Source organism: Cryobacterium sandaracinum, assembly GCF_004403415.1.
Classification (GTDB): Bacteria; Actinomycetota; Actinomycetes; order Actinomycetales; family Microbacteriaceae; genus Cryobacterium; species Cryobacterium sandaracinum.
In genome coordinates, this window is sequence record NZ_SOGO01000024.1 from 1 (window position 1) to 25279 (window position 25279).

General features: G+C 66.5%; 25 protein-coding genes and 2 pseudogenes. 8 read left to right on the forward strand and 19 right to left on the reverse strand.

The window, feature by feature from the left end; all coding sequences use genetic code 11:
• Window positions 1–1504 (forward strand): molybdopterin-dependent oxidoreductase (locus tag E3T25_RS07935; RefSeq protein WP_241980737.1); only part of this gene is annotated, 1504 nt, incomplete at its 5' end.
• Window positions 1505–1870: 366 nt separating this feature from the next.
• Complete coding sequence (locus E3T25_RS17940; protein WP_420898237.1) at window positions 1871–2080, forward strand: TraR/DksA family transcriptional regulator; 210 nt, start codon at window positions 1871–1873, stop codon at window positions 2078–2080.
• A 79-nt stretch (window positions 2081–2159) separates the two neighbouring features.
• Here the strand turns inward: E3T25_RS17940 and E3T25_RS07945 are convergent.
• The 4 genes and pseudogenes from E3T25_RS07945 to E3T25_RS07960 all read right to left on the reverse strand — a co-directional run.
• Window positions 2160–3434 (reverse strand): annotated as a pseudogene (locus E3T25_RS07945) (ABC transporter ATP-binding protein); the annotation flags it as partial.
• A pseudogene (locus tag E3T25_RS07950) lies at window positions 3433–4962 on the reverse strand (ABC transporter ATP-binding protein); the annotation flags it as partial. The pseudogenes E3T25_RS07950 and E3T25_RS07945, both read right to left, overlap by 2 nt.
• Window positions 4963–4970: 8 nt before the next feature.
• Entirely contained in the window at window positions 4971–5561 is a 591-nt protein-coding gene (locus E3T25_RS07955; protein ID WP_104099714.1) for a TetR/AcrR family transcriptional regulator, read from the reverse strand.
• Between the two features lie 70 nt (window positions 5562–5631).
• Window positions 5632–6594: an aldo/keto reductase gene (locus tag E3T25_RS07960; RefSeq protein WP_104099713.1), complete on the reverse strand. Its 963-nt coding sequence runs from the start codon at window positions 6592–6594 to the stop codon at window positions 5632–5634.
• Window positions 6595–6677: 83 nt separating this feature from the next.
• Between E3T25_RS07960 and E3T25_RS07965 the strand changes: the two genes are divergently transcribed.
• From E3T25_RS07965 to E3T25_RS07975, 3 genes are all read left to right on the forward strand, one after another.
• On the forward strand, window positions 6678–7796 hold the full coding sequence (locus E3T25_RS07965; protein ID WP_166785310.1) for a N(5)-(carboxyethyl)ornithine synthase: 1119 nt from the start codon (window positions 6678–6680) through the stop codon (window positions 7794–7796).
• Window positions 7797–7892: 96 nt separating this feature from the next.
• A complete protein-coding gene (locus E3T25_RS07970; RefSeq protein ID WP_134373546.1) occupies window positions 7893–8393 on the forward strand; it encodes a methylated-DNA--[protein]-cysteine S-methyltransferase in 501 nt (166 codons plus the stop codon).
• A complete protein-coding gene (locus E3T25_RS07975; RefSeq protein WP_134373548.1) occupies window positions 8390–9010 on the forward strand; it encodes a DNA-3-methyladenine glycosylase I in 621 nt (206 codons plus the stop codon). The genes E3T25_RS07970 and E3T25_RS07975 overlap by 4 nt, the downstream gene beginning before the upstream one ends.
• Window positions 9011–9554: 544 nt before the next feature.
• Here E3T25_RS07975 and E3T25_RS07985 read toward each other — a convergent pair.
• From E3T25_RS07985 to prmC, 14 genes are all read right to left on the reverse strand, one after another.
• Window positions 9555–10535 carry a malate dehydrogenase gene (locus E3T25_RS07985; RefSeq protein WP_134373646.1) on the reverse strand — a complete coding sequence of 327 codons (981 nt, stop codon included), beginning with the start codon at window positions 10533–10535 and terminating at the stop codon, window positions 9555–9557.
• A 44-nt stretch (window positions 10536–10579) separates the two neighbouring features.
• Window positions 10580–11350 carry a YaaA family protein gene (locus tag E3T25_RS07990; RefSeq protein ID WP_134343227.1) on the reverse strand — a complete coding sequence of 257 codons (771 nt, stop codon included), beginning with the start codon at window positions 11348–11350 and terminating at the stop codon, window positions 10580–10582.
• A gap of 5 nt (window positions 11351–11355) precedes the next feature.
• Window positions 11356–11622 carry a F0F1 ATP synthase subunit epsilon gene (locus tag E3T25_RS07995; RefSeq protein WP_104099707.1) on the reverse strand — a complete coding sequence of 89 codons (267 nt, stop codon included), beginning with the start codon at window positions 11620–11622 and terminating at the stop codon, window positions 11356–11358.
• 2 nt (window positions 11623–11624) lie between these two features.
• Entirely contained in the window at window positions 11625–13088 is a 1464-nt protein-coding gene (gene atpD / locus E3T25_RS08000) for a F0F1 ATP synthase subunit beta (protein WP_104099706.1), read from the reverse strand.
• 18 nt (window positions 13089–13106) lie between these two features.
• On the reverse strand, window positions 13107–14009 hold the full coding sequence (locus E3T25_RS08005; RefSeq protein WP_104099705.1) for a F0F1 ATP synthase subunit gamma: 903 nt from the start codon (window positions 14007–14009) through the stop codon (window positions 13107–13109).
• 103 nt (window positions 14010–14112) lie between these two features.
• Entirely contained in the window at window positions 14113–15750 is a 1638-nt protein-coding gene (gene atpA / locus E3T25_RS08010) for a F0F1 ATP synthase subunit alpha (RefSeq protein ID WP_104099721.1), read from the reverse strand.
• An 86-nt stretch (window positions 15751–15836) separates the two neighbouring features.
• The gene (locus tag E3T25_RS08015; protein ID WP_134373550.1) at window positions 15837–16634 is read right to left on the reverse strand and encodes a F0F1 ATP synthase subunit delta; all 798 of its coding nucleotides are present in this window, start codon (window positions 16632–16634) and stop codon (window positions 15837–15839) included.
• Window positions 16634–17176, reverse strand: coding sequence for a F0F1 ATP synthase subunit B (locus E3T25_RS08020; RefSeq protein WP_104099703.1), 543 nt, complete (start codon window positions 17174–17176; stop codon window positions 16634–16636). Before E3T25_RS08020 ends, E3T25_RS08015 begins: the two co-directional genes overlap by 1 nt.
• Before the next feature lie 11 nt (window positions 17177–17187).
• Window positions 17188–17418: an ATP synthase F0 subunit C gene (gene atpE, locus E3T25_RS08025; protein WP_174720104.1), complete on the reverse strand. Its 231-nt coding sequence runs from the start codon at window positions 17416–17418 to the stop codon at window positions 17188–17190.
• A 51-nt stretch (window positions 17419–17469) separates the two neighbouring features.
• Window positions 17470–18252 (reverse strand): F0F1 ATP synthase subunit A, encoded by a 783-nt coding sequence (gene atpB / locus E3T25_RS08030; RefSeq protein WP_134373552.1) that lies wholly within the window; start codon window positions 18250–18252, stop codon window positions 17470–17472.
• 179 nt (window positions 18253–18431) lie between these two features.
• Window positions 18432–18917, reverse strand: a complete 486-nt coding sequence (locus tag E3T25_RS08035) for a Cg1360 family ATP-synthase-associated protein (protein ID WP_134343229.1) — start codon at window positions 18915–18917, stop codon at window positions 18432–18434.
• A complete protein-coding gene (locus tag E3T25_RS08040; protein WP_134343230.1) occupies window positions 18914–20137 on the reverse strand; it encodes an MraY family glycosyltransferase in 1224 nt (407 codons plus the stop codon). The genes E3T25_RS08035 and E3T25_RS08040 overlap by 4 nt, the downstream gene beginning before the upstream one ends.
• A 2-nt stretch (window positions 20138–20139) precedes the next feature.
• Window positions 20140–20943 (reverse strand): L-threonylcarbamoyladenylate synthase, encoded by an 804-nt coding sequence (locus tag E3T25_RS08045; RefSeq protein WP_104099698.1) that lies wholly within the window; start codon window positions 20941–20943, stop codon window positions 20140–20142.
• Window positions 20944–20983: 40 nt separating this feature from the next.
• Window positions 20984–21865, reverse strand: coding sequence for a peptide chain release factor N(5)-glutamine methyltransferase (prmC, locus tag E3T25_RS08050; RefSeq protein ID WP_241980752.1), 882 nt, complete (start codon window positions 21863–21865; stop codon window positions 20984–20986).
• A 140-nt stretch (window positions 21866–22005) separates the two neighbouring features.
• On the opposite strand from prmC, the gene cysK reads away from it, so the two are divergent.
• Genes cysK through E3T25_RS08065 form a run of 3 tightly spaced genes read left to right on the forward strand, consistent with a single transcriptional unit; the run spans window position 22006 to window position 24576 of the window.
• The gene (cysK, locus tag E3T25_RS08055; RefSeq protein ID WP_104099697.1) at window positions 22006–22944 is read left to right on the forward strand and encodes a cysteine synthase A; all 939 of its coding nucleotides are present in this window, start codon (window positions 22006–22008) and stop codon (window positions 22942–22944) included.
• 29 nt (window positions 22945–22973) lie between these two features.
• Window positions 22974–23552, forward strand: coding sequence for a serine O-acetyltransferase EpsC (epsC, locus tag E3T25_RS08060; RefSeq protein ID WP_104194082.1), 579 nt, complete (start codon window positions 22974–22976; stop codon window positions 23550–23552).
• A 13-nt stretch (window positions 23553–23565) separates the two neighbouring features.
• On the forward strand, window positions 23566–24576 hold the full coding sequence (locus E3T25_RS08065) for an isopenicillin N synthase family dioxygenase (protein ID WP_134373554.1): 1011 nt from the start codon (window positions 23566–23568) through the stop codon (window positions 24574–24576).
• A 51-nt stretch (window positions 24577–24627) separates the two neighbouring features.
• Here E3T25_RS08065 and pdxH read toward each other — a convergent pair whose 3' ends face one another.
• On the reverse strand, window positions 24628–25269 hold the full coding sequence (gene pdxH / locus E3T25_RS08070) for a pyridoxamine 5'-phosphate oxidase (RefSeq protein ID WP_174842986.1): 642 nt from the start codon (window positions 25267–25269) through the stop codon (window positions 24628–24630).
• Between the last annotated feature and the right edge of the window lie 10 nt (window positions 25270–25279).

A 25279-nucleotide genomic window follows, 5' to 3' on the forward strand; every position in this document is an offset into this window, starting at 1 on the left:
GCCCGCGACGGCCGGCGTGGCCGCCGCCCTGGCCGGCCTCGGCGCGGCCGAGCTGACGGCCGCCCTGCTCGCCCCGGTGGGCAGCCCGATCTTCGCCGTCGGCGCGCTGGTCATCGACCGTGCCCCGGCCTGGTTGAAGGAACTCGTCATCGCCCTGTTCGGCACGGCCGACAAGGTCGTACTGGTGTTCTGCGTCGCGCTCGGTGCCGTGGTGCTGGCCGCCGCCGCCGGGGCGCTGGAGTTCCGGCGGGCGCCGATCGGCCGGGTCCTCGTGGCCCTGGCCGGCGCGCTGGCCGTCTTCGCGGTGCTGTCCCGGGAGAACACCGCCGCCTTCGACGCGATGCCCGCAGTGCTGGCGATGGTCGTTTCGGCCGTGCTCCTCACGGTGATGGTCGCCCAGCTGCGCCGCACGCCCGGAGGCGCCGAGGCATCCGCTCCGGACCGCCGTCGGTTCCTGGTCTGGGCCGGGGCCAGCGCCGGCCTGGGCGTGCTCGCCGCAGCCGGCGGGCAGCTGATCTCGGCCGGTATCCGGGCGACGGATGCGGCGCGCGCGCGCTTCACACTGCCGGCCGCGGCCGTTCCCGGTGCCCCGATCCCAGACGGTGCCGCTCTGGACCTCCCCGGCCTCACTCCGCTGATCACCCCGAACGCCGACTTCTACCGCATCGACACCGCCCTGCAGGTGCCCCGGATCGACCCGGGAACCTGGACGCTGACGGTCACCGGGATGGTCGAGAGGGAGATCGAGATCGACTTCGCCGAGCTCCTCGCCCTGCCCCTCGAGGAGAGCACGACCACTCTCGCCTGCGTCTCTAACGCCGTCGGCGGCGACCTGATCGGCAACGCGACCTGGCTGGGCTACCCGATCCGCCTGTTGCTGGCGCGGGCCCGGCCTCTCGCCGGGGCCGACATGGTGCTCTCCCGCAGCGAGGACGGCTGGACCGCGGGCACCCCGCTGGAGGTTCTCACCGACGACCGCAATGCGATCCTCGCGGTGGGGATGAACGGGGAGCCGCTCCCCCTCGAGCACGGCTACCCGGTGCGTATGGTCGTGCCCGGGCTCTACGGTTACGTGTCGGCCACGAAATGGGTGGTCGAGTTGAACGTGACCCGCTTCGACCGGGAGACCGCCTACTGGACGACGCGCGGCTGGACCGCCCGAGGACCGGTCAAGCTCTCCTCCCGGATCGATGTGCCGAGCCGGAACACCGACGTCGCGGCCGGACCGGTGATCGTGGCGGGTGTGGCCTGGTCGCAGTACGTGGGCATCCGCGGCGTGCAGGTGCAAGTTGACGACGGAGCCTGGAACGACGCGACCCTGGCCGACGCGATCTCGGCCGACACTTGGCGCCAGTGGAGCTGGGTCTGGCCGGCATCGGCCGGGCGGCACACCCTGCGGGTGCGGGCGACGGATGCCGCGGGCCTGGTGCAGACTTCCGTGCGCCGGGACGTGATCCCCGATGGGGCCACCGGCCTGCACGATATCCCGGTCACGGTCGCCTGAAGCGACCCCTCGCAGTCCCGCGGCAGCCGGCCGGCGCGGGCGTATCTTCAACAGCGAGAACCACGCAGCGTGCCGGCGCATTGCCGTGCCCGGCTTGAGAGGACGGTAATCATGCACCGGAATGACGGATCGACAGTGCGCGCCGGCGGCTCACGTCGCCCCCCGGCAGCGGAGTAGACGCCCATGCCCACCCGGACGAAACTGACCCCCGCCGACCTGCGGCACTTCGAGAAGCTGCTCCGCCATCAGCGCCGCGACCTCGACATCACGCTCGGCCGGATCGGCACCACCCTCGACGGTGTGATCAAGGCCAGAAACACCGGCACCGCCGACGACGAGCACGACCCCGAAGGACCCACCCTGACCATGGAGTGGTCGCGCATCTCGGGTGTGCACAGCGACCTGGCGGCGCAGTCCGCGGCGATCGACCAAGCCTTGGCGCGCATCGCGGACGGCAGCTACGGGTTCTGCACCCGCCGGGGCGAACCGATCGGCCGGGAACGACTCGAGGCCCGGCCGTCCGCGGAGCTGTGCATCGACTGCGCGCGCGAGTTGGAGGCGCACCGCCGGGCCTGACCGAACCAATTCGACGGAGATTCTGGTCTCCAGAGCGGTTTTTGGTCATTCTGGGGCCGCTTTGGGCAAAATCTCCGTCGAATTCGTTCCGGACGGCGCGGAGGGCGCGCATCGCTTTCTGCACGAGCACCTCGGTGCGCGTGTCGACGGAGCTGGTCGCCTCGTCCAGGATCAGCACGCTGGGCTTGGCGAGGAACGCGCGGGCGATGGTGAGCAGCTGCTTCTCGCCGGCGCTGACGTTGCTGCCCTCGTCGTCGAGTACGGTGTTGTAGCCGTCGGGCAGCGTGTGCACGAACCGGTCCACGTAGGTCGCGCGCGCCGCGTCCAGGATCTCCTTCTCCGTGGCATCCGGACGCCCGTAGGCGATGTTGTCGCGGATCGTGCCGCCAAACAGCCAGGTGTCCTGCAGCACCATGCCCATGCGTCCACGCAGGTCGTCGCGGGTCATTCGGCGCACGTCCACGCCATCGAGCGTGATCCGGCCGGCGTCGAGCTCGTAGAAGCGCATCATCAGGTTCACCAGGGTGGTCTTGCCTGCCCCGGTGGGGCCCACGATGGCCACGGTCTGGCCGGGCTCGGCCACCAGGCTCAGGTTGTCGATCAGCGACTTGTCCGCCGTGTAGCGGAACGAGGCGTTCTCGAAGACCAGCCGGCCGTGGGCGGTCGTGGGTGCCTCGGCACGCTCCGGGTCGGGGCTCTGCTCATCGGCGTCGAGCAGGGTGAAGACCCGCTCGGCGGAGGCGACGCCGGACTGCAACAGGTTCGCCATCGACCCGAGTTGGGCCAGCGGGTGGGTGAATTGGCGGGAATACTGGATGAACGCCTGCACATCGCCGAGCTGCATGGCCCCGGATGCCACCTGGAGGCCGCCGACGACGGCGATCCCGACGTAGACGAGGTTGCCGATGAATGTCATCGCCGGCATGATCAGGCCGCTGACGAACTGGGCGCCGAAGCTGGCCTCGTAGAGCTCGTCGTTCTTGGCCCGGAAGCGTTGCTCGACCTCCTTCTGGCGGCCGAACACCTTGACCAGGGCGTGGCCGGTGAAGGTCTCCTCAATCTGGCCGTTCAGCTCGCCGGTGTGGGTCCACTGGGCGACGAACAACTTCTGCGAGCGCTGGGCGATCAGGACGGTCGTGACCAGGGTCAGCGGCACTGTGACCAGGGCGATCAGGGCCAGGAGAGGCGAGAGCTGGAACATCATCACGATGACGCCCACCACGGTGAGCAGAGAGGTGACGGCCTGGCTCAGCGACTGCTGCAGGCTCTGTAAGACGTTGTCCACGTCGTTGGTGACCCGGCTGAGCACCTCGCCTCGCTGCACCGTGTCGAAGTAGCGCAGCGGGAGGCGGTTGGGCGACGATCACCATGGTGGCGCCACCCGTGCCGACGGCCAGTGCCTCGCGCAGCCGAGCATCCGTCGCCAGGTCGAGCGAGGAGAACGAGTCGTCGAAGATATAGAGTTCGGGCCGTTTGACCAGGGCCCGGGCAATGGCCAGGCGCTGCCGCTGCCCGCCGGACACATTCATGCCGCCCTGCGCGATGGTCAGTGCCTCCCAGAGTTCCGCCTCAGTGGCGTCGGGCTTGCCGTAGAGCAGGTTGCTGCGCACGGTGCCGGAGAACAGATGCGGCTTCTGCGGCACCAGCCCGATGCTGCCCCAGAGCAGGTCAGGGTGGAGCTCGCGCACGTCCACCCCGTCGACCCGCACGCTGCCGTTGGTGGCGTCGAAGAGGCGAGGCAGCAGGTTGACCAGGGTGGTCTTGCCCGATCCGGTGCTGCCGATGATCGCGGTGGTCTGCCCCTGATGCACGGTAAAGCTCACGTCGGAGAGCACCGGCTGCTCGGCGCCGGGGTAGGCGAAGCCCACGTCCACGAGTTCCACCTCTCCGCGGCCGATACTGTCGACGACGGGGTGGCGCGGCGGGCGCACGCTGGACTCGGTCTCGAGCACTTCGCCGATCCGGTCGGCCGACACGGTCGCCCGCGGGATCATCACGGCCATGAACGTGGCCATCATCACGGCCATCAGGATCTGCATCAGGTAGCTAAGGAAGGCAACCAGGGTGCCGACCTGCATGGACCCGTCCTCGATCCGGAACGCCCCGAACCAGATCACGGCCACGCTGGAGACGTTCAGGACGAGCATGACGACCGGGAACATCAGGGCCATCAGGCGGCCGGCCTGAAGGGCGGTGTCGGTGACATCCACGTTCGCCTTGCCGAACCGCACGGACTCGACGTCTTCGCGCACGAACGCCCGGATGACGCGGATGCACGTGAGCTGTTCCCGCAGCACCCGGTTCACCGTGTCGATGCGGGTCTGCATCAGGAGGAACAGCGGCACCATCCGCGCGATGATCAGCCCGACTGCGATCAACAGCACGGGCACGCTCACGGCGATCAATCAGGATAGCTGCACGTCCTGCCGGACGGCCATGATCACGCCGCCGATGGACAGGATCGGTGCGGTGACCATCATGGTGGCGGTCATCAGCACGAGCATCTGCACCTGCTGCACGTCGTTGGTCGACCGGGTGATCAGCAACGGGGCGCCGAACCGGGTGACCTCCTGCTCGGAGAACTCGCCGACCCGGGTGAAGACAGCGCCGCGCAGGTCGCGTCCGAGCCCCATGGCGGCCTTCGCGCCGAAAAAGACGGCGACGATCGCGCACACGATCTGGAACAGGGTGATCAGCAGCATCAGACCACCGATGCGCAGGATGTACACGGTGTCTCCCGTGGCGATGCCCTCATCGATGATGTCGGCGTTGAGGGTGGGCAGATAGAGCGAGGCGATCGACTGGGCCAGCTGGAACACGACGACGGCTGCCAGCAGCCGCCGGTACGGCCGCAGGTATTTCACGAGCAGTTTCCAGAGCATCGGATCTCCTAGCAGGGGGCGTTCGGCGGCGTCGGGAAGCCGATGATGCCGTAGAGGATGAGGGCGGTGAGCTCATCGTCGTCGAAGTCGGGGCCGGCCGTGATGTGGGGCACGGATGCCGCAAGCGCGATCATCCGGATGACCTGCCCTGAACGCTCCGGGGCAACCGTGAGGCGCAGGAGGTCAGGCGCGAGCACGTCGGCGAGCAGCACGGTGAACTCGTGCGCGACGTCGTGGGTGTGGGGTCTGCCCATCGAGCCCACCGCCGTCATCAGCGCGAAGACCTGCGCGAAGCGGCGGCGCAGCAGGGAGACCATGGCGCGCACCCGTTCCTCGAGCGGGAGCTCACGGTCGAGCGCGGCAAGTTCGAGACGGAACGGCTCGGGGTCGAGCTGACGGTCCATGGCCGCCCGGAGCAGGTTGTCCTTGCTGTCGAAGGCTCGGAAGATGGTGCCCTCGGCGATCCCGGCGCACTGGGCGATCTGTCGAGTGGTGACGGTCTGGCCGTGCTCGATCAGCAGCGGCGTGACCGCGTCGAGGATCATCGACTGCCGGTCCTCGACGGACAGGGCTTTCGCGCGCGCAGGTTTGACGGACATCCCCCCAGCTTTTATGAGTGAGCGCTCACTCACAAAGTGGAATCGGGGTTCGGGTTCCAGAGAGGACGGTTCAGGCGAAGAGGTCCGAGATCCAGGCCACGTCCTCGGGCGACGGCCTCCACGCGCTGCCCTCGGTGGCGTTCTGCAGGATCTGTTCCGGGCGGGTTGCTCCGGCGATGATGCTGGTGAGCCCCGGCTGGGCCAGCAGCCAGGCGAAGGTGGCTGCGAGCATGGTCACGCCGCGCTGGTCGCAGAACGCTTCGTACTTTTCGATGACGTCCCAGGGCGCGTTCCGGGCCAGGTGCGGCCGGACCATCATGATGCGGCTGTCGGCGGGGCCGCCCGCACGAGAGAACTTGCCTGTGAAAAGCCCGTTGTAGAGGGGGAAGAACGGCAGGAAGCCGAGCCCGTAGGCGTTGACGGCCGGCAGCACCTCGTCTTCGGCGTCACGCACCAGCAGGCTGTACTCGTTTTGCGCCGAAACGAACCGCGGATGCCCCGTCAGCCGGGCGGTGAACTCCGCCTCGGCGATCTGCCAGCCGGCCAGGTTGGAGTGGCCGATATAGCGCACCTTTCCCTCGCGGATGAGGTCGTCGAGGGTCTGCAGGGTCTCTTCGATCGGGGTGTTCGGGTCAGGCTGGTGCAGTTGGTAGAGGTCGATCCAGTCGGTCTGCAGGCGCCGGAGGGACGCCTCGACGGCCAGTCGAATGTAGCGACGTGAGGCGCGGGCGCCCCAGTCGGGTCCATTCCGACCGTTCATGTCCATGCCGAACTTCGAGGCGAGCACGATCTGGTCGCGCTTGCCCCGCAGCGCGCAACCCATCAGGGTCTCGCTGAGGCCGCGTTCCGCGCCGTAGATGTCGGCCGTGTCCAACAGGGTGATCCCGGCGTCGACGGCCGCGTTGACGACGGCGGTGGTTCCGGCCTGGCTCTCCGTCGCGGTTCCGGCGCGTCCGAAGTTGTTGCAGCCCAACCCGATCGTGGACACCATGAGCCCCGAATTGCCCAGTCTGCGGTACTCCATCTGCTCCATCCCTCCACATTAGGCTCGCCGGCCTGTGCTAAACAGGACTCAACTACAAAGGGGTGTCAGTGAGTCGTTTCACGCTCGGCGTCATGTCGCGTTCCGGTAAGCCGAATGAACGGCGCTTGCCCATTCATCCGTCACATGTCGAACGGATCGATCCGGACCTCCGGGAGCGAATGTTTCTCGAGCGGGGCTACGGAGAGCAGTTCGGCGTGTCGGACGAGCAGCTGGCCCCGCTCGTGGGAGGGCTTTGCTCGCGCGCGGACCTCATCCGGGAGTGCGACGTCATCCTGCTCGCAAAGCCTCTGCTGGCGGATGTCGCGGCACTGCGCGACGGACAGGTGCTCTGGGGCTGGCCGCACTGCGTGCAGGATGAGAAACTCACCCAGCTTGCCATCGACAAGCGGCTGACCCTGATCGCGTTCGAGGCGATGAACCACTGGACCGGAGGCGGCGAGTTCCACCTGCACGTGCTGCACAAGAACAACGAGCTCGCCGGGTATTGCTCCGTGCTGCACGCCCTGTCCCTGATCGGTTCGACGGGTGACTACGGCCGCAAGCAGCGTGCCGCGGTGATCGGCTTCGGGGCCACCGCCCGGGGCGCCGTGACGGCGCTCAACGCACTCGGTGTCTACGATGTCACGGTGCTGACCAATCGCGACGTGACCGCGGTCAGCTCCCCGATCCACTCCGCCCAGATCGTGCAGCTCGACCACGGCGACGGCACGAACGGGAACTTCGCCCTGCCGGGAAACGAACGGGTGCCACTGCCCGAGTTTCTCGCCGGCCACGACGTCATCGTGAACTGCGTGCTGCAGGACCCAAATGCCCCGCTCATCTTCCTGAGCGACGATGATCTTCCGATGGTGGCCCCGGGGTCGCTGATCATCGACGTGTCCTGCGACACCGGCATGGGTTTCAGTTGGGCGAAATCGACGACGTTCGACGAACCGACCTTCCGGGTCGGCACCAACGTCACCTACTACGCGGTCGACCACAGCCCGTCGTACCTCTGGAACTCCGCCACCTGGGAGATCAGCGAGGCGCTGTTGCCGTACCTGCGCGAGGTCCTTGCGGGCGAGGCCGCTTGGACCGCCAACGAGACCCTTCGGCGGGCCATCGAGATCCACGAGGGGATCATCCGGAATCCCGACATCCTGGCATTCCAGCACCGCTCCCCCGAGTATCCCCACACCCGGCTCGCCTGAAGCCGGCCGGCTCCTCCCCAGCCCAGCCCGGCCCTCCTTCCACGCCAGGTCCGAAACCCGCGCTGTGCGCAGGGCGCCGCCGACTACAGTCGAGGCATGACGACCATCGAAACCTTCCTGATCCGGCTGCCCAGCCCCATTGGGCGGCTGGAACTCACGAGTGACGCCGAGCGCATCCTCTCCCTCTCCATCGAACGCGACGGACAGCTGCCCCTCGACGAGACCCCGGAAGCCCCGTCGCCCCTGCTCGACCGGGCCGCGCGCCAATTGGCGGAGTACTTCGGCGGCACCCGCACGGTTTTCGACCTGCCCGTGGCGCCGAGCGGGGGCACTGCGTTCCAGCAGGGCGTCTGGCAGCGACTGTCCGAGCTCGGCTTCGGCGAGGCGACCTCGTACGGCGAGCTGGGACGATCGCTGGGCAAGCCGGGGTCCGGCCGGGCCGTGGGCGGCGCCGTCGGGGCGAACCCCGTTCCGATCCTGATCGGCTGCCACCGGGTGCTCGCCGCCGACCGTCGCATCACCGGCTACAGCGGCGGCAGCGGAGTGCCCACCAAGGTCTGGCTCCTCGACCACGAGGGCATCGAGCACCGCTCATGAGCACCCCGGCGACCAGCGCGCTGCCAGCCGAGGCCACGACATCCGCCTCACTGAAGCTCGGCGATGACGGGCTCACCCGCTGCGGCTGGGTCGGCGGCGACCCCGAATACCAGCGCTACCACGACGAAGAGTGGGGGCGTCCGCTCCGGGACGAGAGGCTGCTGTTCGAGAAGCTGTGCCTCGAGGGGTTCCAGGCCGGCCTGTCCTGGATCACCATCCTGCGACGTCGGCCGGCCTTCCGGGCCGCCTTTTACGACTTCGACGTCGACCGCGTGGCCGTGATGGACGACGTCGACGTCGCCCGGCTCCTCGCGGATGCGAGCATCATCCGGCACCGCGGCAAGATCGAGGCCACCATCCGGAACGCCCGGGTCACCCGAGACCTCGGCGAGAGCCTGACCGAGCTGATCTGGAGCTTCGCGCCCGAAGCCCGCGGCCCCCGGCTGCGGGAGCTCGGCGAGGTCCCGGCGACCACAATGCAATCGATGGCACTGAGCCGGGAGTTGCGCACCCGGGGCTACACGTTCGTCGGCCCCACCACCATGTACGCCCTGATGCAGTCGGCCGGCCTCGTCGACGACCACCTGAGCGGATGCCATCGGTCGAACGACGCCTGACCACCACAACGCCTTCGGCTGACGCTATGCCGATCGCCGCCCTGTCAGCCGCCACGCTGCCAACCGCCGCCCTGACGGCCACGGGCTGCCCGACCGCGGGCTGCCCGACCGCGGGCTGCCCGACCGCGGGCTGCCCGACCGCGGGCTGCCCGACCGCGGGCTGTTGTGCGTGAGGTGCTCCTCGAGGCGAGTATGTCCTGAACGATTGGTTCTGTCGCGCCCGCACTTCAGCCCTGACTGCACCGTGTGGACGCCGTTCATCACGGGCGGAACGCCGTGTCCGGTGTCGAACCAATTCGACGGAGATTCTGCCGAAAATGAGCATATTTCTGGGATTTAGAGGATATTCGGGCCGAATCTCCGTCGAATTCGTTCGGGACGGAGTCGCCGCGAGGCCTCGGAATCAAACATACGGCAGTCGGAGCGCACGTTCATCCCCCTCCCTTTCGCGGTCACGGCTCTCCGACGTGTGCATCGAAAACAACCGCTTCGAAGCCCCCATCCGCGAATCCTCATCGCCCCCCAGCCATCAGGACTCGCGCGTCTATCGGAGGGACGGCAGCAGGCCGAGTGCCCGTACGGCCTCGCGCTCCTCGATCAGCTCCGCGACGGACGCGTCGATCCTCGCCCGCGAGAACGCGTTGATAGCCAGGTCCGGCACGATCTGCCAGCGGCCGTCGACAGCCCGAACCGGGAAGGAACATACGAGCCCCTCCGGGACGCCATAAGAGCCGTCGGAGCTGACGCCCGCCGAGGTCCACCGCTCACCGGTCCCGTTGACCCAGTCGTAAACGTGGTCGATGGCTGCGCTGGCCGCGGAGGCCGCGGACGATCCCCCGCGGGCCTGAATGATTTCGTAGCCTCGGTTCGCCACCCGGGGGATGAAGTCGTCGACGAGCCAGTCCTGCGCCACCAGCTCGGAGACCGGACATCCCCCGGCGGTGGCGTGGAAGACATCCGGGTACTGGCTGGCGGAGTGGTTTCCCCAGATGGTGAGACCGTCGAGTTCGGCGACGTGCACCTGAAGCCGGCTTGCTAGCTGAGCGATGCCGCGGTTGTGGTCCAGTCGCGTCATGGCGGTGAACCGGTCGGCGGGGATGTCGGGGGCGAAGGCACTCGTCACCAGGGCGTTGGTGTTGACGGGGTTGCCCACGACCAGCACGCGCACGTCGGATGCCGCGCCCGCGTTGAGGGCGGCCCCCACCGGACCGAAGATGCGGCCGTTGCTTTCGAGCAGCGCGACGCGCTCCATTCCAACGGCTCTAGGGCGGGATCCGACCAGGAGGGCGATGTTGACGCCGTCGAAGGCGCGCACGGGGTCTTCGGTGACCGTCACGGAGCGCAGGAGAGGGAACGCGCAGTCCTGCAGTTCGAGGGCGGTGCCCTCGGCTGCTGCGCGCCCCGAGGGGATCTCCATCAGGGTCAGGTTGACGGGAACGGTCGGGCCGAGGAGGTCTCCGGACGCGATCCGGAAGAGCAGCGAATAGCCGATCTGTCCGCCGGCGCCGGTGACGGTGACATTCATTGGTGTGGACACGAAAGCCAGCCTAGGGCCGGAATGTGCCCGCGTCAGCCTCGGGTTGCGGCAACCTCGGCGGCGACGACGAGATTCAGTTCCCGGACCGCTCCCGGGCGCAAATCGAAGCCTGCCCCCGGTGCCCAGTCGAGCAGCTCTACGGCGGTGTCGAAGGACCGACCGTGCCGGATCAGAGCCCGGGTGAAGTTCCCCTTGGCCGTCTTGTTGAAGTGGTTCACGGCTCGCGTCTGGCCGTCCGCCGTCTCCGTGACCACGCGCAGAAACACCGCGTCGGGCCGCACCGGCGCGGGGCCGAGCGCCACGTACCCGTTCGAGCGGAGATCCAGCAGGAGCCCCGCTGACCCCGCCAGAACGCAACCCACAGCGCCCGCCCAGTGCTTCTTCAGAGGCAGCTCCGGCAGCCTGGAATCGCAGGACAGCCGGTAGGCCGGGAGGAGATCGAGAGCGCCGACCGGCCCGAACAGGGCGGAATGCACGAGGACGTTCCGGCCTGCCCAGTCGCGTTCCAGCGGGGAGAGGCTGGCGGCGTCGAGGGCGTCATAGACGACGCCGGTGTACCGGTCGATGGCCGGCATTGTGGCGGCGGAGGACAGCACGCGATTGCGCTCCACCTCCGCGGACTGCGTGCGACCCAGTCTTAGGGCCGACATCATCGCATCCGGATGCTTCGCAAGCGACTGCAGCGCACGCACAAGTACCCGCCGCTTAGGTCCAAGCGACGGGTACGTGAGGCTCTGCAGGTCAAGCGGTAATTCGATGCCCCCGTGACGTTTCGTCTCGGACGGCGGCAGAAGGATCAGCACACTGACTAAACGAGTTCTGCCTTGCGAGCGACGATCGTGACCACATCGTTGGCGACCGACAGGAAGCCGTCCGCCGCCTCGGCGACGATTTTCTCGCCGCCGCTCAGGGTCACGCGCACCTCACCGCTGGCCAGGATGGCCAGCATGGGCTCGTGCCCGGGGAGGATTCCGATCTGGCCTTCGACGGTGCGGGCGACAACCATGCTCGCCTCGCCGGACCACACCTCGTGGTCCGCCCCGACGACGCTGACCTTGAGCGAAGAATCGGCCATGACTAGTCGTTCTCCTTCTGGATTTTCGCCCACTTCTCTTCGACGTCGGCGATGCCTCCGACGTTGAAGAAAGCCTGCTCGGCCACGTGGTCGAAGTCACCATTGGCAATCGCCGTAAAGGATTCGATGGTGTCCTTAAGCGATACCGTGGACCCCTCGACGCCCGTGAATTTTTTGGCCATGTAGGTGTTCTGCGACAGGAACTGCTGGATGCGGCGTGCGCGGGAGACGGTGACCTTGTCTTCCTCGGAAAGCTCGTCGACACCGAGGATCGCGATGATCTCCTGCAGTTCCTTGTTCTTCTGCAGAATCGCCTTGACGCGAACGGCCGTGTTGTAGTGATCGGCACCCAGGTAGCGGGGGTCGAGGATACGGCTGCTCGAGGTGAGCGGGTCGACGGCCGGGTAGAGGCCCTTCGAAGCGATCTCACGCGACAGCTCGGTGGTGGCGTCGAGGTGGGCGAACGTGGTCGCCGGGGCCGGGTCGGTGTAGTCGTCAGCAGGCACGTAGATGGCCTGGAGCGACGTGATCGAGTGGCCACGGGTCGACGTGATGCGCTCCTGCAGGATGCCCATCTCGTCGGCCAGGGTCGGCTGGTAGCCCACAGCGCTGGGCATACGGCCCAAAAGGGTCGACACCTCAGAGCCAGCCTGAGTGAACCGGAAGATGTTGTCGATGAAGAGCAACACATCCTGCTTGGCAACATCGCGGAAGTACTCGGCCATGGTGAGCGCGGAGAGGGCGACGCGCAGACGCGTCCCCGGCGGCTCGTCCATCTGGCCGAACACGAGGGCGGTCTTGTCGAAGACGCCCGCCTCTTCCATCTCGTGGATGAGATCGTTGCCCTCACGGGTGCGCTCACCGACACCGGCGAACACGGACACTCCACCGTGGTCCTGCGCGACACGCTGGATCATTTCCTGGATCAAAACGGTCTTGCCGACGCCGGCACCACCGAACAGGCCAATCTTTCCACCCAAGACGTACGGGGTGAGCAGGTCAATGACCTTGATGCCGGTCTCGAACAGCTGCGTCTTGGATTCCAGCTGGTCGAAGGGCGGTGGCTTGCGGTGGATGGGCCAGCGCTCAGTGATTTCGATCTTCTCGCCGGGCTCCGCATTGAGCACCTCGCCAATGGCGTTGAACACGCGCCCCTTGGTAACGTCCCCGACGGGAACCGTGATGGGCGAGCCGGTGTCCCGGACCTCCTGGCCACGAACCAGACCGTCGGTCGGGTTCAGCGCGATGGCGCGAATGAGGTCGTCGCCCAAGTGCTGGGCAACCTCGAGCGTGATCACGGTCGACACATCACCGATGACGATGGTGGTCTTCAGTGCGTTGTACATGCCCGGAATCGAGTCGTGCGGGAACTCGATGTCGACGACCGGGCCCGTGACCCGGGCGATCCGGCCCACGGCCACGGTCTCGACCGGTGCATGGACTGGCGCGGTTGCGGTGTCAGTCATAGCTCTCTCTTCTCTGGTTTAGTGCTTGGCGGATGAGAGCGCGTCGGCTCCACCCACGATCTCGGAAATCTGCGACGTGATCTCGGTCTGCCGGGCGTTGTTGGACAGCCGGGTGTAGTCCTTGATTAGCTTGTCCGCGTTGTCGGAGGCCGATGACATGGCCTTCTGACGTGCGGCGTGCTCGGCTGCGGCGGACTGCAGCATGGAGTTGAAGATACGGCTCTCGATGTAGACGGGCAGGAGCGAGTCCAGCACCGTTTCAACGTCCGGTTCGAACTCATAGAGTGGCAGGACCTGATTATCACCAGGCTCCTCACCGCCCTCCACGACCTCGAGGGGAAGCAGCCGGACAACCTGAGGAAGCTGGGTGACCATGCTGACGAACCGGTTGTAGACGACGTGAATCTCGTCGACGCCACCGTCGTCCGCTTCGCGGAGGAAGGCCTCGAGCAGCGCGTCGCTGATATCGCATGCGGTCTCGTACTGCGGCTGATCGGTGGAACCGGTCCAAATGCGCTCGGAGACGCGGCGGCGGAAATTGAAGTACGACGCGGCCTTGCGACCCACCAGGAAGTAGACGATGTCCTTACCCTGGCTGCGCAGCAGCTCGCTGAGCGATTCGGCCTCACGCAGCACCTGCGAGCTGAACGCCCCCGCGAGACCACGGTCGGAGGCGAAGATGACGACCGCAGCGCGCTCGATCTTCTCCGGTTCGGTCGTGAGCACGTGGGCGACATTCGAGTACGTCGCTACCGCGGACACCGCCTGCGTGACGGCACGAGCGAACGGGGTTGACGCGGCGACGCGAGCCTTGGCCTTTTGAATGCGCGAGGCAGAGATCAACTCCATGGCCCGAGTGATCTTCTTAGTCGTCTGGGCAGACTTGATCTTCTGCCGGTAGACCCGAAGTTGCGCTCCCATGTGTCTCCTGTGCTTCCTTGTCAGTGCTGAATTGGTGCGGACGATCGAGTGATGCCGGCCGCGCCCCGCGGCTCGAACGAGTCGGGAGCGCGGCCGATGTCACTTAGCGGCGGTGCTTGACGATCTTTTCCTGGTTGACCTTGTCAGCGGGAATCGCCTCGAAGACTTCCTTGCCCACCGAGGCGAGCGGCTTGCCCTCGCCCGTCTGGAATCCTTGCTTGAACTTGTCGACCTCGATCTCGAGCGTCGCGATGGTCGCGTCGTCGAGAACGTTGGTGTCGCGCAGTGTCGTGAGTACGCTCGTGGTGCGGCCCAGGTGGTCGAGCAGGCCACGCTCGAAGCGCAGGACGTCGGCCACGGGCACCTCGTCGAACTTGCCGTTCGTGCCGGCCCAGATCGAGACGACCTGGTCTTCGACGGGGTACGGCGAGTACTGCGGCTGCTTGAGCAGCTCGGTCAGGCGTGCGCCACGACCGAGCTGGCGACGGCTCGTCGCGTCGAGGTCGGAGGCGAACATCGCGAAGGCCTCGAGCGACCGGTATTGCGCCAGCTCGAGCTTCAGAGTGCCGGAGACCTTCTTGATCGACTTGACCTGAGCGTCACCGCCGACTCGGGAGACCGAGATGCCCACGTCGACCGCGGGACGCTGGTTGGCGTTGAACAGGTCGGACTGCAGGAAGATCTGGCCGTCGGTGATCGAGATCACGTTGGTCGGGATGTAGGCAGAGACATCGTTCGCCTTGGTCTCGATGATCGGCAAGCCGGTCATCGATCCGGAACCGAGGGCGTCGGACAGCTTGGCGCAACGCTCGAGCAGACGGGAGTGCAGGTAGAACACGTCACCGGGGTACGCCTCACGTCCCGGCGGGCGGCGCAGAAGCAGCGACACCGCACGATAGGCCTCGGCCTGCTTGGACAGGTCGTCGAAGATGACGAGGACGTGCTTGCCGGCGTACATCCAGTGCTGACCGATGGCCGAGCCGGTGTACGGGGCGAGGTACTTGAAGCCGGCCGGGTCGGAGGCCGGGGACGCGACGATGGTCGTGAACTCCATGACTCCGGCATCCTCGAGCGCACCCTTGACGGCGGCGATCGTGGAACCCTTCTGACCGATGGCGACGTAGATGCAACGAACCTGCTTGTTCACGTCGCCCGTCGCCCAGTTGGCCTTCTGGTTGATGATCGTGTCAATCGCGATCGCGGTTTTGCCGGTCTGGCGGTCTCCGATGATCAGCTGACGCTGGCCGCGGCCGATCGGGATCATGGCGTCGATGGCCTTGATTCCGGTCTGCATGGGCTCGTGAACCGACTTGCGGTCCATCACGCCGGGTGCCTGTAGCTCCAGCGCGCGGCGGCCTTCGCTCTTGATCTCGCCGAGCCCGTCGATGGGCGCCCCCAGCGGGTCGACGACGCGGCCGAGGTAGCCGTCGCCGACGGGTACGGAGAGGACCTCACCAGTGCGGTGCACCTCCATGCCCTCGACGATGCCGGCGAACTCGCCGAGAACGACGACGCCGATCTCGTCTTCGTCCAGGTTCTGGGCGAGGCCGAGGGTGCCGTCCGCGAACGTGATGAGCTCGTTCGCCATCACGCTGGGAAGGCCCTCGACGTGCGCGATGCCGTCGCCGGCCGTGGTGACGTAGCCAACCTCGGTCGTCGCGGTCTTGTTCGGCTCGTAGGACTTCACGAAGTCCTGGAGAGCGTCACGGATCTCATCGGGGCTGATCGTTAGTTCTGCCATCATCTTCCCTTTTCTGTACTGGGTGTACAGGTTCTGTCGTGCACGAGACGCTGCCGTCCCGAGGTGTGTGGTACTGACTGAAGCGGTCAGCCAGCGAGCTGGATTCTCAGATCTTTAAGGCGGGTGGCAATGCTGCCATCGATGACGTCGTCACCGATTTGAACGCGGACGCCCCCGACAATTTCGGGGTCGACAACCTCATTGATCGTGAGCCGACGCCCATAGCGCACCGTGAGGCTGGCTCGAAGGCGATCAACCTGCTCCGGAGCCAACGCGGCGGCCGACGTGATCGTGGCGATCGAGCTGTCCGACTGGTCCGCGACGATGGATGCGGCGTAGCGCAGCAATTCTCCGATGCGGCGGCCGCGGGGCTGCTGCACCAGGTGTCGAACAATCGCGAGCGTCTGTTCGGAGACCTTGCCGGCCAGGAGGGCGTCAACAACACTCACCTTGGCCGCTGTGGTGCCGAGCTTTGAGGCGAGGGCGAGCTCGAGCTCGCCGTTGGACGACACGGTCTTGCCGAACGCGAACAGTTCCTCCGCGACCTGCCCTGGGACCGTGGCCGAAGACGCAATCACCCGCAGGCCGAGGTCTTCGATGCCGGCCAGAAGATCGGTGTGGTTCGACCAGCGTGCGGCGGAGGCGGCTTGAAGCAGCTCCAGCGCGGTCGGCGTCATTGCGCCCGAGAAGATTGCGCTCACGAGGGTGGCCTTCGCCGCCGCATCCGCTGACGGGTCGACCAAAGCCGACCGGAGCTGTGACGTGTGGCCAATCACACGACCGGAGTTCAACAAATTGACGCCGGTCGCGAGGACGTTCGTTCCCCCGGGACGGGACAGAACCGCCCGTGTTGAGACTAAGGCTTCCCTGGTGGCGCTACCCATTACCGGACCACTTTCTCCGAGGCCTCGAGGTCAGCCAGGAATCGGTCGACGATGCCGCTGGCCTTTTCGTCGTTGGTCAGGCTTTCGCCGATGACGCCGGAGGCCAGGTCGATGGCCAGTGTGCCGACTTCGCTGCGCAGGGAGATCACTGCGGCCTGTCGTTCGGCCACGATCTGAGCCTTCGCCGTCGCGGTTACCCGAGCGGCGGCGATGACGGCCTGCTCCTTGAGCTCGTTCACGATCGTCTGTCCGTCGACGCGGGCGGCGTCGCGGATCCTGCCGGCCTCGGCCCTCGCCTCGGCCAGCTGGGTCGTGTACTGCTCGAGAGCAGCTTCGGCCTTGCGCTGCGCATCATCTGCCTTGGCGATGTTGCCCTCAATGGCCTCCGCACGATCGTCGAGGATCTGGCGGAAGCGCGGGATCGCGAAGCGCACGAAGAAGACCATGACGACCAGGAAGACAACAGCCGACCAGGTGATGTCGTAGATGGCAGGAAGGAACGGATTCGTTTCCGCTTCTGCTGCCAGAACAAGCTCAGGCATGGTGGCGATCCCTAGACGAAGATGAAGAAGACGGCTACACCGATGAATGCAAGGAGCTCCGTGAACGCTATGCCGAGGAACATGGTGACCTGGAGACGGCCTGCGAGTTCGGGCTGGCGAGCCATGGCTTCAACGGTCTTTCCGGCGACGATACCGATGCCGATACCCGGGCCGATCGCGGCAAGACCGTAGCCTACGGTGGCGATATTGCCGGTGATCTCGGCAAGAATGGTGGATTCCACTATGTGTGTCCTTTCAATCGAAAACGACGTCGGTCGACGCAGTTGTGTGTGTCAGTGCTCTTCAGCCACGGCCTGTTGGACGTACACCGCGGTCAAGAGGGTGAAAATGTACGCCTGGAGGATGAACACGGCGAACTCGACGAAAGTGAAGATGAACCCGAACGCCAGCGTCCCGATTCCGAAGAGCCCCAACCAGCCACCTGCAGTGAAGATGAAGAAGCTCGTCGCCCCAAAGCACAGCACGAGCAGGAGGTGTCCGACCATCATGTTGAGCAGGAGTCGCAAAGCGAGCGAGATCGGCCGCACGATAAAGATATTGATGAACTCGATCGGGGCGAGCAAGATGTAGATCGGCCACGGCACACCGGCCGGGAAGAGCGAATTCTTGAAGAACTTGGCGGCGCCGAGCTGCTTGATACCCGCGTAGATGAACACGACGTAGGCGACGAGACCGAGCAGCAGGGGCATGCCGATGAGTGCCGTGCCCGAGATGTTCAGGGCCGGGATTACGCCCGTGACGTTCATCGCAAGGATGCCGAAGAACATGCCGGCCAACAGGGGCAGGTAACGGCGACCCATCTCCTTGCCGAGGATCTGATCGGCGATCTGCACCTGGACAAAACCCAGTGCAAGCTCGGCGATGCTCTGACCGCGGCCAGGGACTCGGGATGGTTTGCGCAGGGCGAGCCAGAAAAGCAGGAGCATCACGGCTACGGCGAGGATGCGGACCAGGATGATCCGGTTGATCTCGAAGGGCGTTCCCTCAAAGAACAACGCGGGGAGACCAAGGAACTCACTGATGCCCGGAGCCTGAAACTCATCGCCGGTAGCCATGGGAACCAGTAAGTTCGCAGCGTAATACAACAGCGCTATCTCCTGTTTCTGTGCGGATGCACAACGGCGACAATGGTCAAGTGTGGTCTGTGGCGCAGTGGATCGCACTGCGGCCGGTGACAGTTTTTTGACTCTATCAACTTTCGCTCACGGCGACTAATCGACCGCCCCTGTTCCGGTCAGGACCTGGGGTGGTCGGATTTTTTTGGGAGCACGGCGTCACTCACGTAGCCCAAATGGGAGCGGAAGACCACCAGGACGTCGACGATCATGGTGCCGATGGCTCCGGCAATGACGGTGATGAACAGAACTGTCGTCTGCACGAAGGAAGCATCCCGAAGCAGAGCGAGTATCACGATGAACACGACGATTTTCAGCAGCCATGCCCCCATCACGATGCCGAAAAAAGCGGCAATGTCGAACCGCATGGCCCCGATGATGCTCACGGCAGTGATCGAAGCGAACAGCACGGCAAGCGCGGTGCCGATGAAGGCGCTGATGAGGCCTTCGGTTGACGCGAAAAGGTAGCCGAGTCCGCCGCCGACGATCGCGATGGCAATCGCGAGGAAGCCTGTGTATCGAAGGACTGCGGTCAGGACTCCCCTGGCGTTCGATGGCACCGCTCGGAGCGTGGTGGGCAAGCTGGTGGGATCGGGTGCGTTCATACGTTTTCCTCCACCGTCGCCGACGCCTCATCGAGGCGGTCGAGTCGGGCGATTTCTTCTCTGTGTTCGGCCGTTCGGGCGAGTTGGCTGGCGGACTCGACGGCCTTGCGCCGACTCAACGGAGCCAGCGTGACGAGGGTGCAGATCAGCAGCGCGACGATCAGGAAAATTGTGGCATACCAGGTGGGCAGCCCGAAATACACCGGGAGCAGAAAGTAGAGCAGGCAACCGACGGATGCCGCCGCGGTCCAGCCGTAGAAGATCAAAACGGCATGCAGGTGCGAATGGCCCATGTCCAGTAGCCGGTGGTGCAGGTGCTTGCGGTCGGCGCTGAAGGGTGATTTGCCGGCCCGGACGCGCCGGAACACCGCCAGACCGAAGTCGAGAAGCGGAATGATCAGGATGGCGACGGGCAGGATGATCGGGATGAACGCCGGGAAGAGCTGCGACCGGTTCACGGCGGTCGGGTCGACCTGGCCCGTGATCGCGATCGCGGACGTGGCCATCAGCAGACCCACCAGGAGGGCGCCCGCATCACCCATGAACAGTTTCGCCGGCCGCCAGTTGAGCGGCAGGAAGCCGACGCAGGCACCCACCAGGACGGCAGCGATCAGTGAGGCGAGGTTGAAGTAGTTGCTCGGGGAGGTGTCCCGGGCCAGCAGGTAGCTGTAGAGGAAGAACACTCCGTTCGCGATGAGCGCGACGCCGGCCACGAGTCCGTCGAGCCCGTCGATGAAGTTGATCATGTTCATCACGATCACGATCACGATCACGGTGATCAGGATCGACATCCAGGACGACCCGACGGTCAGGCCGCCGATCGGCAGCGACAACACCTGCACGCCCTGCCAGGCGATGAGGCCGGCAGCGATGAACTGCCCGGCCAGTTTGGTCATCCAGTCGAGGTCCCAGAGATCGTCGGCCACTCCCAGCAGCACGATCAGCAGGGCTGCACCCAGGATGGCGAGGATCTGCTGGGGGTCACTGAAGATGAGTCGCAGCGGCGCGAAGCGGGCCGCAACCAGGTAGGCCACACCGAAGGCGGCGACGATGCCGACGAAGATCGCGATTCCGCCGAGGCGGGGCGTGGGCCGCGTGTGCACATCGCGCTCGCGGATCTTCGGGTAGAGGCGGTAGCGGTGACTGAGCTTGAGTACAAGAACTGAGAACCCGAAGGTCACCAGGGCCGAGACCAGGCTGAGCAGGACGAAGACGGTCATGGCTATCGAGCGTCTGCCGTGGGATCGACCGGTTCGGCCCTCACTTCGGTGACGGGCTCGGTGGCCGACTCGGTGGTGGTTTCGGCAGCGGGCTTGTCCGCAGGCGCGCCGAACCCGATCGGCGCGAGCGCCTCTCCGATGACGCCTTCGATGGCCTCCCGTGAGATCACGCCGTTCCTCACGATGACGACCTTGCCACCGTTGGAGTCGAAGCCGGAGGCATCCACGATGGTCGACGAGGTATCCCCGGGCCGGTCGCCGATGGGTTCGTAGCCGAGTCCGGCCGTTCCGCCGTCGAGGTAGACGGCCACGCTGCCGCCGAGCATCTCTTCGGCGCCTTCCGCGTCGATCGCGGAGGGCCGGCCGCTGGTGTTGGCGGATGACACGGCCAAGGGTCCCGTCTCGGAGAGGAGGTCGAGGGCAACCGGGTTGCTCGGCATCCGAAGGGCCACCGTGCCGCGGGTGTCACCGAGGTCCCAGGCGAGCGACGGCTGGGCGTTCAGCACCACCGTCAGACCACCGGGCCAGAACACGGCGACGAGCTCGCGCACCGGTTGCGGAATGTTCTGGGCCAGGGCGTCGAGGGTGGGAATTCCGGGGATCAGCACGGGCGGCGGCGAGGAACGGTCGCGGCCCTTGGCGTCGAGAAGGCGCTGCACCGCCTCCGGGTCGAAGGCGTCCGCGGCGACGCCGTAGACCGTGTCGGTGGGGATGACAACGAGCGCGCCGCGACCGATGGCCGAGCGCGCGAGCCTCATGCCGGCCGCGTATTCCGTGTCAACCGAGCAGTCATAGATGCGAGTCATTGTGCCTGATTCTACTGCAGCCGCCCAGAGGGAACCGCCCTCACCGATCGGCGGGAACGGGGGCGAGGGCCGTGGTGGCGCGGTCGCGGGTGGTGTAGTCGCGGTGAGTGGCCGGGACGCGCCAGCCGTCGGCGGCCAGGAGGGCACGGATCTGCGCCCCCTGCAACTCACCGTGCTCGATCACGATCTGGCCGCCAGGACGCAGGAGGCGCAGGGCCGTGCGGGAGACGTGCCGCACCACGTCGAGCCCGTCGGGGCCGCCGAACAGGGCGCGGGCCGGGTCGAAGAGGCGTACCTCGGGGTCGCGCGGGATCGCATCCGTCGGAATGTAGGGCGGGTTGGAGATGACCACGGCCACGGTTCCGTCGAGTTCGGTGAGCTCTTCGGTGAGGTCGCCGAACACCAGCGTGGCATTCGGCGCGGCTACCTGCTCGAAGTTGCGGGAGGTATAGGGGAAGGCCTCCGGCGAGTTCTCGACCGCCCAGATGCGCGCGTTCGGCACCTCGACCGCCAGGGAAAGGGCTATCGCGCCGCTACCGGTGCCGAGGTCCACCCCGATCGGCTCCGCGTCGGGCAGTGCCCGGAGCGCGTCGATGGCGAACTGCGCCACCTGCTCCGTCTCGGGGCGGGGAACGAACACGCCCGGTCCGACGAACAGGTCGAGGGAGCGGAAGGGTGCCCGCCCGGTGATGTGCTGCAGCGGCTCGCGCAGGCAGCGGCGACGAACGAGTTCACGGATGGCAGCGGCATCCGTGGAGACCAGGGCGGTGCGCAGGATGGCGGCGGCCTGCACCTGGCCGCGGCTCTGGGCGAGAACGTGACCGATCAGGAGATCGGCGTCGACGTCGGGGTCGCTGATCCCCGCCTGGGAAAGGGAGTCGATGGCCCGGGTGCGCAATTCGGCAATGTCGGTGGGAACAATGTCGGTAGGAATTGAGCTGATGGGAATGGAATGGTGGCCGTGCGAAGTTGTCACGTATTGAAATGTAACGCACGCACACGCCCAATGCCGGAGCCGTAGGCTGGGCGAGGTTCCTGACCCCGATCGAAAGGCGACCACCGATGCCCGCACAGATTTACTCCGATATCACTGCTGCAGTCGGCAAGACCCCTCTGGTCAAGCTAAACCGACTCACCGCCGGCCTCGACGCGACCGTGCTGGTGAAACTGGAGTTCTACAACCCCTCGGGCAGTGTGAAGGACCGGATCGGGATCGCGATCGTCGATGCGGCCGAGGCCTCGGGCGAGCTGGCTCCGGGTGGAACCATTGTCGAGGGTACCAGCGGCAACACCGGGATCGCTCTCGCCATGGTGGGCGCCGCCCGCGGATACACGGTCATCCTGGCGATGCCGGAGACCATGAGCCGCGAACGCCGCCAGCTGCTGCGCGCCTACGGCGCCCGGATCGTGCTGACGCCGGGCTCCGACGGCATGCGCGGCGCGGTCACGACGGCCGAGGAAATCGCGGCCGCCACCCCCGGGGCGATTTTGGCCCGCCAGTTCGACAACCCGGCCAACCCGGCCATCCACTATGCGACCACCGGCGTCGAGATCTGGGACGACACCGCGGGAGCCGTCGACATCCTCGTCGCCGGAATCGGCACCGGAGGGACCATCACGGGCACCGGCCAGCTGCTCAAGGAACGCAAGCCATCCGTACGCATCGTCGGCGTCGAGCCGATCGACTCACCCATCCTCACCGGCGGCAAGCCCGGACCGCACAAGATCCAGGGTCTCGGCGCCAACTTCATACCGAACGTTCTCGACACGCACGTCTACGACGAGGTCACCGACGTCACGCTCGCCGACTCCGTGTCCACGGCGCGCGCGCTGGCAACGGATGAGGGCATCCTCTCCGGCATTTCCGGCGGATCGGCTGTCTGGGTGGCAATCGAACAGGCCAAGCGCCCCGAGAACGCCGGCAAGACCATCGTGGCCATCATGCCGAGTTTCGGCGAACGGTACCTCTCCACGGTGCTCTACGAGGACCTGCTGGACTAGTCGGCGAAACCGGGCCGGCGACGCAGCGAATGGGTGTCTTTTCGAGCATCCGTGAGGACCTGGCGATGGCGCGCGCCCACGACCCGGCCGCCCGCAGCAACATCGAGGTGTTCCTGGCGTACAGCGGTCTGCACGCCGTGTGGTCGTATCGAGTGTCCCACCGGCTGTGGGAGGCCGGATTGCGGCTCCCGGCCCGGCTCCTGTCGCAGTTCACCCGGTTCCTGACCGGGATCGAGATCCACCCCGGCGCCCGCATCGGCCGAAGGCTGTTCATCGACCACGGCATGGGCGTGGTGATCGGGGAGACCTCGGACATCGGCGATGACGTGATGCTCTACCACGGGGTCACCCTCGGCGGGAAGACCCGGCACGGGGTGGCCCGGGGGGAGAAGCGGCACCCCACCCTGCACGACGGGGTGACGATCGGCGCCGGCGCCAAGGTGCTCGGGCCCATCGTCATCGGCGCCTGGAGTACGATCGGCGCCAACGCGGTGGTGACCCGGGATGCCCCACCCAAGTCGCTGCTGCTGGGGATCCCGGCCATCGTGCAGCCGGCCAAGACCGATACCATCGAATCCGCCCGCGGGCTGCTGCCCGGCGACGACTGAGGGACAGAGACCAATGACCACCGATACCGCCGCCCTCACCCTCCCCGTACTCGACCTCTCGCGGCTTGACCGGGGCGATGCGGAGGCGGAGGCTTTTCGAGCCGATCTGCGGGAGGCCACCCACTCCTTCGGGTTCTTCTACCTGACCGGTCACGGCGTGCCCGCGGACCTCACGGATCGAGTCATGCGCACCGCCCGAGCCTTCTTCGCCCTCCCCGAAGCCGACAAGATGGCGATCGAGAATCTGCGGAGCCCGCACTTCCGCGGCTACACCCGCGTGGGCGGCGAGCTCACCCAGGGTACGGTTGACTGGCGCGAGCAGATTGACATCGGGCCGGAGCGCCCGGCACTTCCGCGGCCCACGGATGCCGCCTTCCGGCGTCTCGAGGGACCGAACCAGTGGCCGTCCACTCTCCCCGCGCTACGAGAAGTGATGACCCTCTGGCGCGAAGAGCTCACCGCGGTCGCCCTCCGCCTGATGCAGGCCTGGGCGCTGTCGCTCGGTGCCGACGAGCACGTGTTCGACGCGGCCTTCGCCGAGAAGCCGTTCACCCTGATCAAGATCGTGCGCTACCCCGGCAAATCCGATCCCACTCCCCGGCAGGGCGTCGGCGCGCACAAGGACTCCGGGGTGCTGACCCTCCTGTTCGTCGAACCCGGCAAGGGTGGCCTGCAGGTGGAGAAGGATGGCGACTGGATCGACGCTCCCCCGCTCGACGGCGCCTTCGTGGTCAACATCGGCGAGCTGCTGGAGGTGGCCACGAACGGCTACCTCAAGGCCACCGTGCACCGGGTGATCTCGCCTCTGATCGGAGACGACCGGGTCTCGATTCCGTTCTTCTTCGGCCCCGCGCTCGACGCGACCATCCCGCTGCTCAGCCTGCCGGACTCCCTCGAGGCGCCCGGGGTCACAGCCGACCCGAACAACCCGATCTTCTCCACCTACGGGGAGAACGCCCTGAAGAGCCGACTGCGCGCGCACCCGGACGTGGCGGCCATCCACTACTCCGACCTCGCCGAGTAGCCACCGCAGCCGCCGTTGCCGGCGCAGCGATCGTCGCTGCCCTGGCGGGCGCTACGGCTGGAGGCGCTCCAGCGCCCAGCCTCCGCCCTCCAGCGCCGTGAAACGCAGGCGGTCGTGCAGCCGGGACGTGCGGCCCTGCCAGAACTCGATCGCGTGCGGAATGACCCGGAACCCGCCCCAGTCGGTGGGCCGCGGGATCTCCATGTCGTCGGGGTAACGCTGCTCGACCGCGCGCACCTGCTCTTCGAGCAGTTCGCGGCTCACGATCGGTTCCGATTGCTCACTGGCCAGGGCGGCGATGCGGGCGGGCCGCGGACGACGCGCGAAATAGGCGTCGCTGACGGCGGCATCCGTGGCGTGGGCAGTGCCGTAGACGATCACCTGGCGCTGCATCGGATACCAGGGGAATAGCAGCGTCACACCGGAATTTTTCCGGAGCGCGCGCCCCTTGCGCGAGTCGTAGTTGGTGACGAACTCGAACCCGCTGCCGTCGAGCCCCTTGAGCAGAACCGTGCGGCTGCTCGGCCGCCCGTCGGGGTCGATGGTGCCAACGACCATGGCGTTCGGCTCATACAGCCCGGCTCCCTCAGCGGCCGCCAGCCAGGTCGCGAACTCGAGCATCGGGTCAGAGTTCACCTGCGCCTCGGTCAGGCTCACATCGCCGTAGTCGGTGTGACTCGTCAGGGATTCCATCAGCATCCTC

Excerpts from the sequence above, each read along its gene's own strand:
- cysK (WP_104099697.1), top strand. The coding sequence starts at position 22,006 with ATGCCCGCACAGATTTACTCCGATATCACTGCTGCAGTCGGCAAGACC.
- atpA (WP_104099721.1), bottom strand. The coding sequence starts at position 15,750 with ATGGCAGAACTAACGATCAGCCCCGATGAGATCCGTGACGCTCTCCAG.
- E3T25_RS08045 (WP_104099698.1), bottom strand. The coding sequence starts at position 20,943 with ATGACTCGCATCTATGACTGCTCGGTTGACACGGAATACGCGGCCGGC.
- E3T25_RS07955 (WP_104099714.1), bottom strand. The coding sequence starts at position 5,561 with ATGTCCGTCAAACCTGCGCGCGCGAAAGCCCTGTCCGTCGAGGACCGG.
- E3T25_RS07970 (WP_134373546.1), top strand. The coding sequence starts at position 7,893 with ATGACGACCATCGAAACCTTCCTGATCCGGCTGCCCAGCCCCATTGGG.
- E3T25_RS07960 (WP_104099713.1), bottom strand. The coding sequence starts at position 6,594 with ATGGAGCAGATGGAGTACCGCAGACTGGGCAATTCGGGGCTCATGGTG.
- E3T25_RS07995 (WP_104099707.1), bottom strand. The coding sequence starts at position 11,622 with ATGGCCGATTCTTCGCTCAAGGTCAGCGTCGTCGGGGCGGACCACGAG.
- E3T25_RS07985 (WP_134373646.1), bottom strand. The coding sequence starts at position 10,535 with ATGAATGTCACCGTCACCGGCGCCGGCGGACAGATCGGCTATTCGCTG.
- E3T25_RS08015 (WP_134373550.1), bottom strand. The coding sequence starts at position 16,634 with ATGGGTAGCGCCACCAGGGAAGCCTTAGTCTCAACACGGGCGGTTCTG.
- pdxH (WP_174842986.1), bottom strand. The coding sequence starts at position 25,269 with ATGGAATCCCTGACGAGTCACACCGACTACGGCGATGTGAGCCTGACC.
- E3T25_RS07965 (WP_166785310.1), top strand. The coding sequence starts at position 6,678 with ATGTCGCGTTCCGGTAAGCCGAATGAACGGCGCTTGCCCATTCATCCG.
- E3T25_RS08035 (WP_134343229.1), bottom strand. The coding sequence starts at position 18,917 with ATGAACGCACCCGATCCCACCAGCTTGCCCACCACGCTCCGAGCGGTG.
- E3T25_RS07975 (WP_134373548.1), top strand. The coding sequence starts at position 8,390 with ATGAGCACCCCGGCGACCAGCGCGCTGCCAGCCGAGGCCACGACATCC.
- E3T25_RS08020 (WP_104099703.1), bottom strand. The coding sequence starts at position 17,176 with ATGCCTGAGCTTGTTCTGGCAGCAGAAGCGGAAACGAATCCGTTCCTT.
- E3T25_RS08065 (WP_134373554.1), top strand. The coding sequence starts at position 23,566 with ATGACCACCGATACCGCCGCCCTCACCCTCCCCGTACTCGACCTCTCG.
- E3T25_RS17940 (WP_420898237.1), top strand. The coding sequence starts at position 1,871 with ATGGAGTGGTCGCGCATCTCGGGTGTGCACAGCGACCTGGCGGCGCAG.
- epsC (WP_104194082.1), top strand. The coding sequence starts at position 22,974 with ATGGGTGTCTTTTCGAGCATCCGTGAGGACCTGGCGATGGCGCGCGCC.
- E3T25_RS08040 (WP_134343230.1), bottom strand. The coding sequence starts at position 20,137 with ATGACCGTCTTCGTCCTGCTCAGCCTGGTCTCGGCCCTGGTGACCTTC.
- E3T25_RS08005 (WP_104099705.1), bottom strand. The coding sequence starts at position 14,009 with ATGGGAGCGCAACTTCGGGTCTACCGGCAGAAGATCAAGTCTGCCCAG.
- atpB (WP_134373552.1), bottom strand. The coding sequence starts at position 18,252 with ATGGCTACCGGCGATGAGTTTCAGGCTCCGGGCATCAGTGAGTTCCTT.
- atpD (WP_104099706.1), bottom strand. The coding sequence starts at position 13,088 with ATGACTGACACCGCAACCGCGCCAGTCCATGCACCGGTCGAGACCGTG.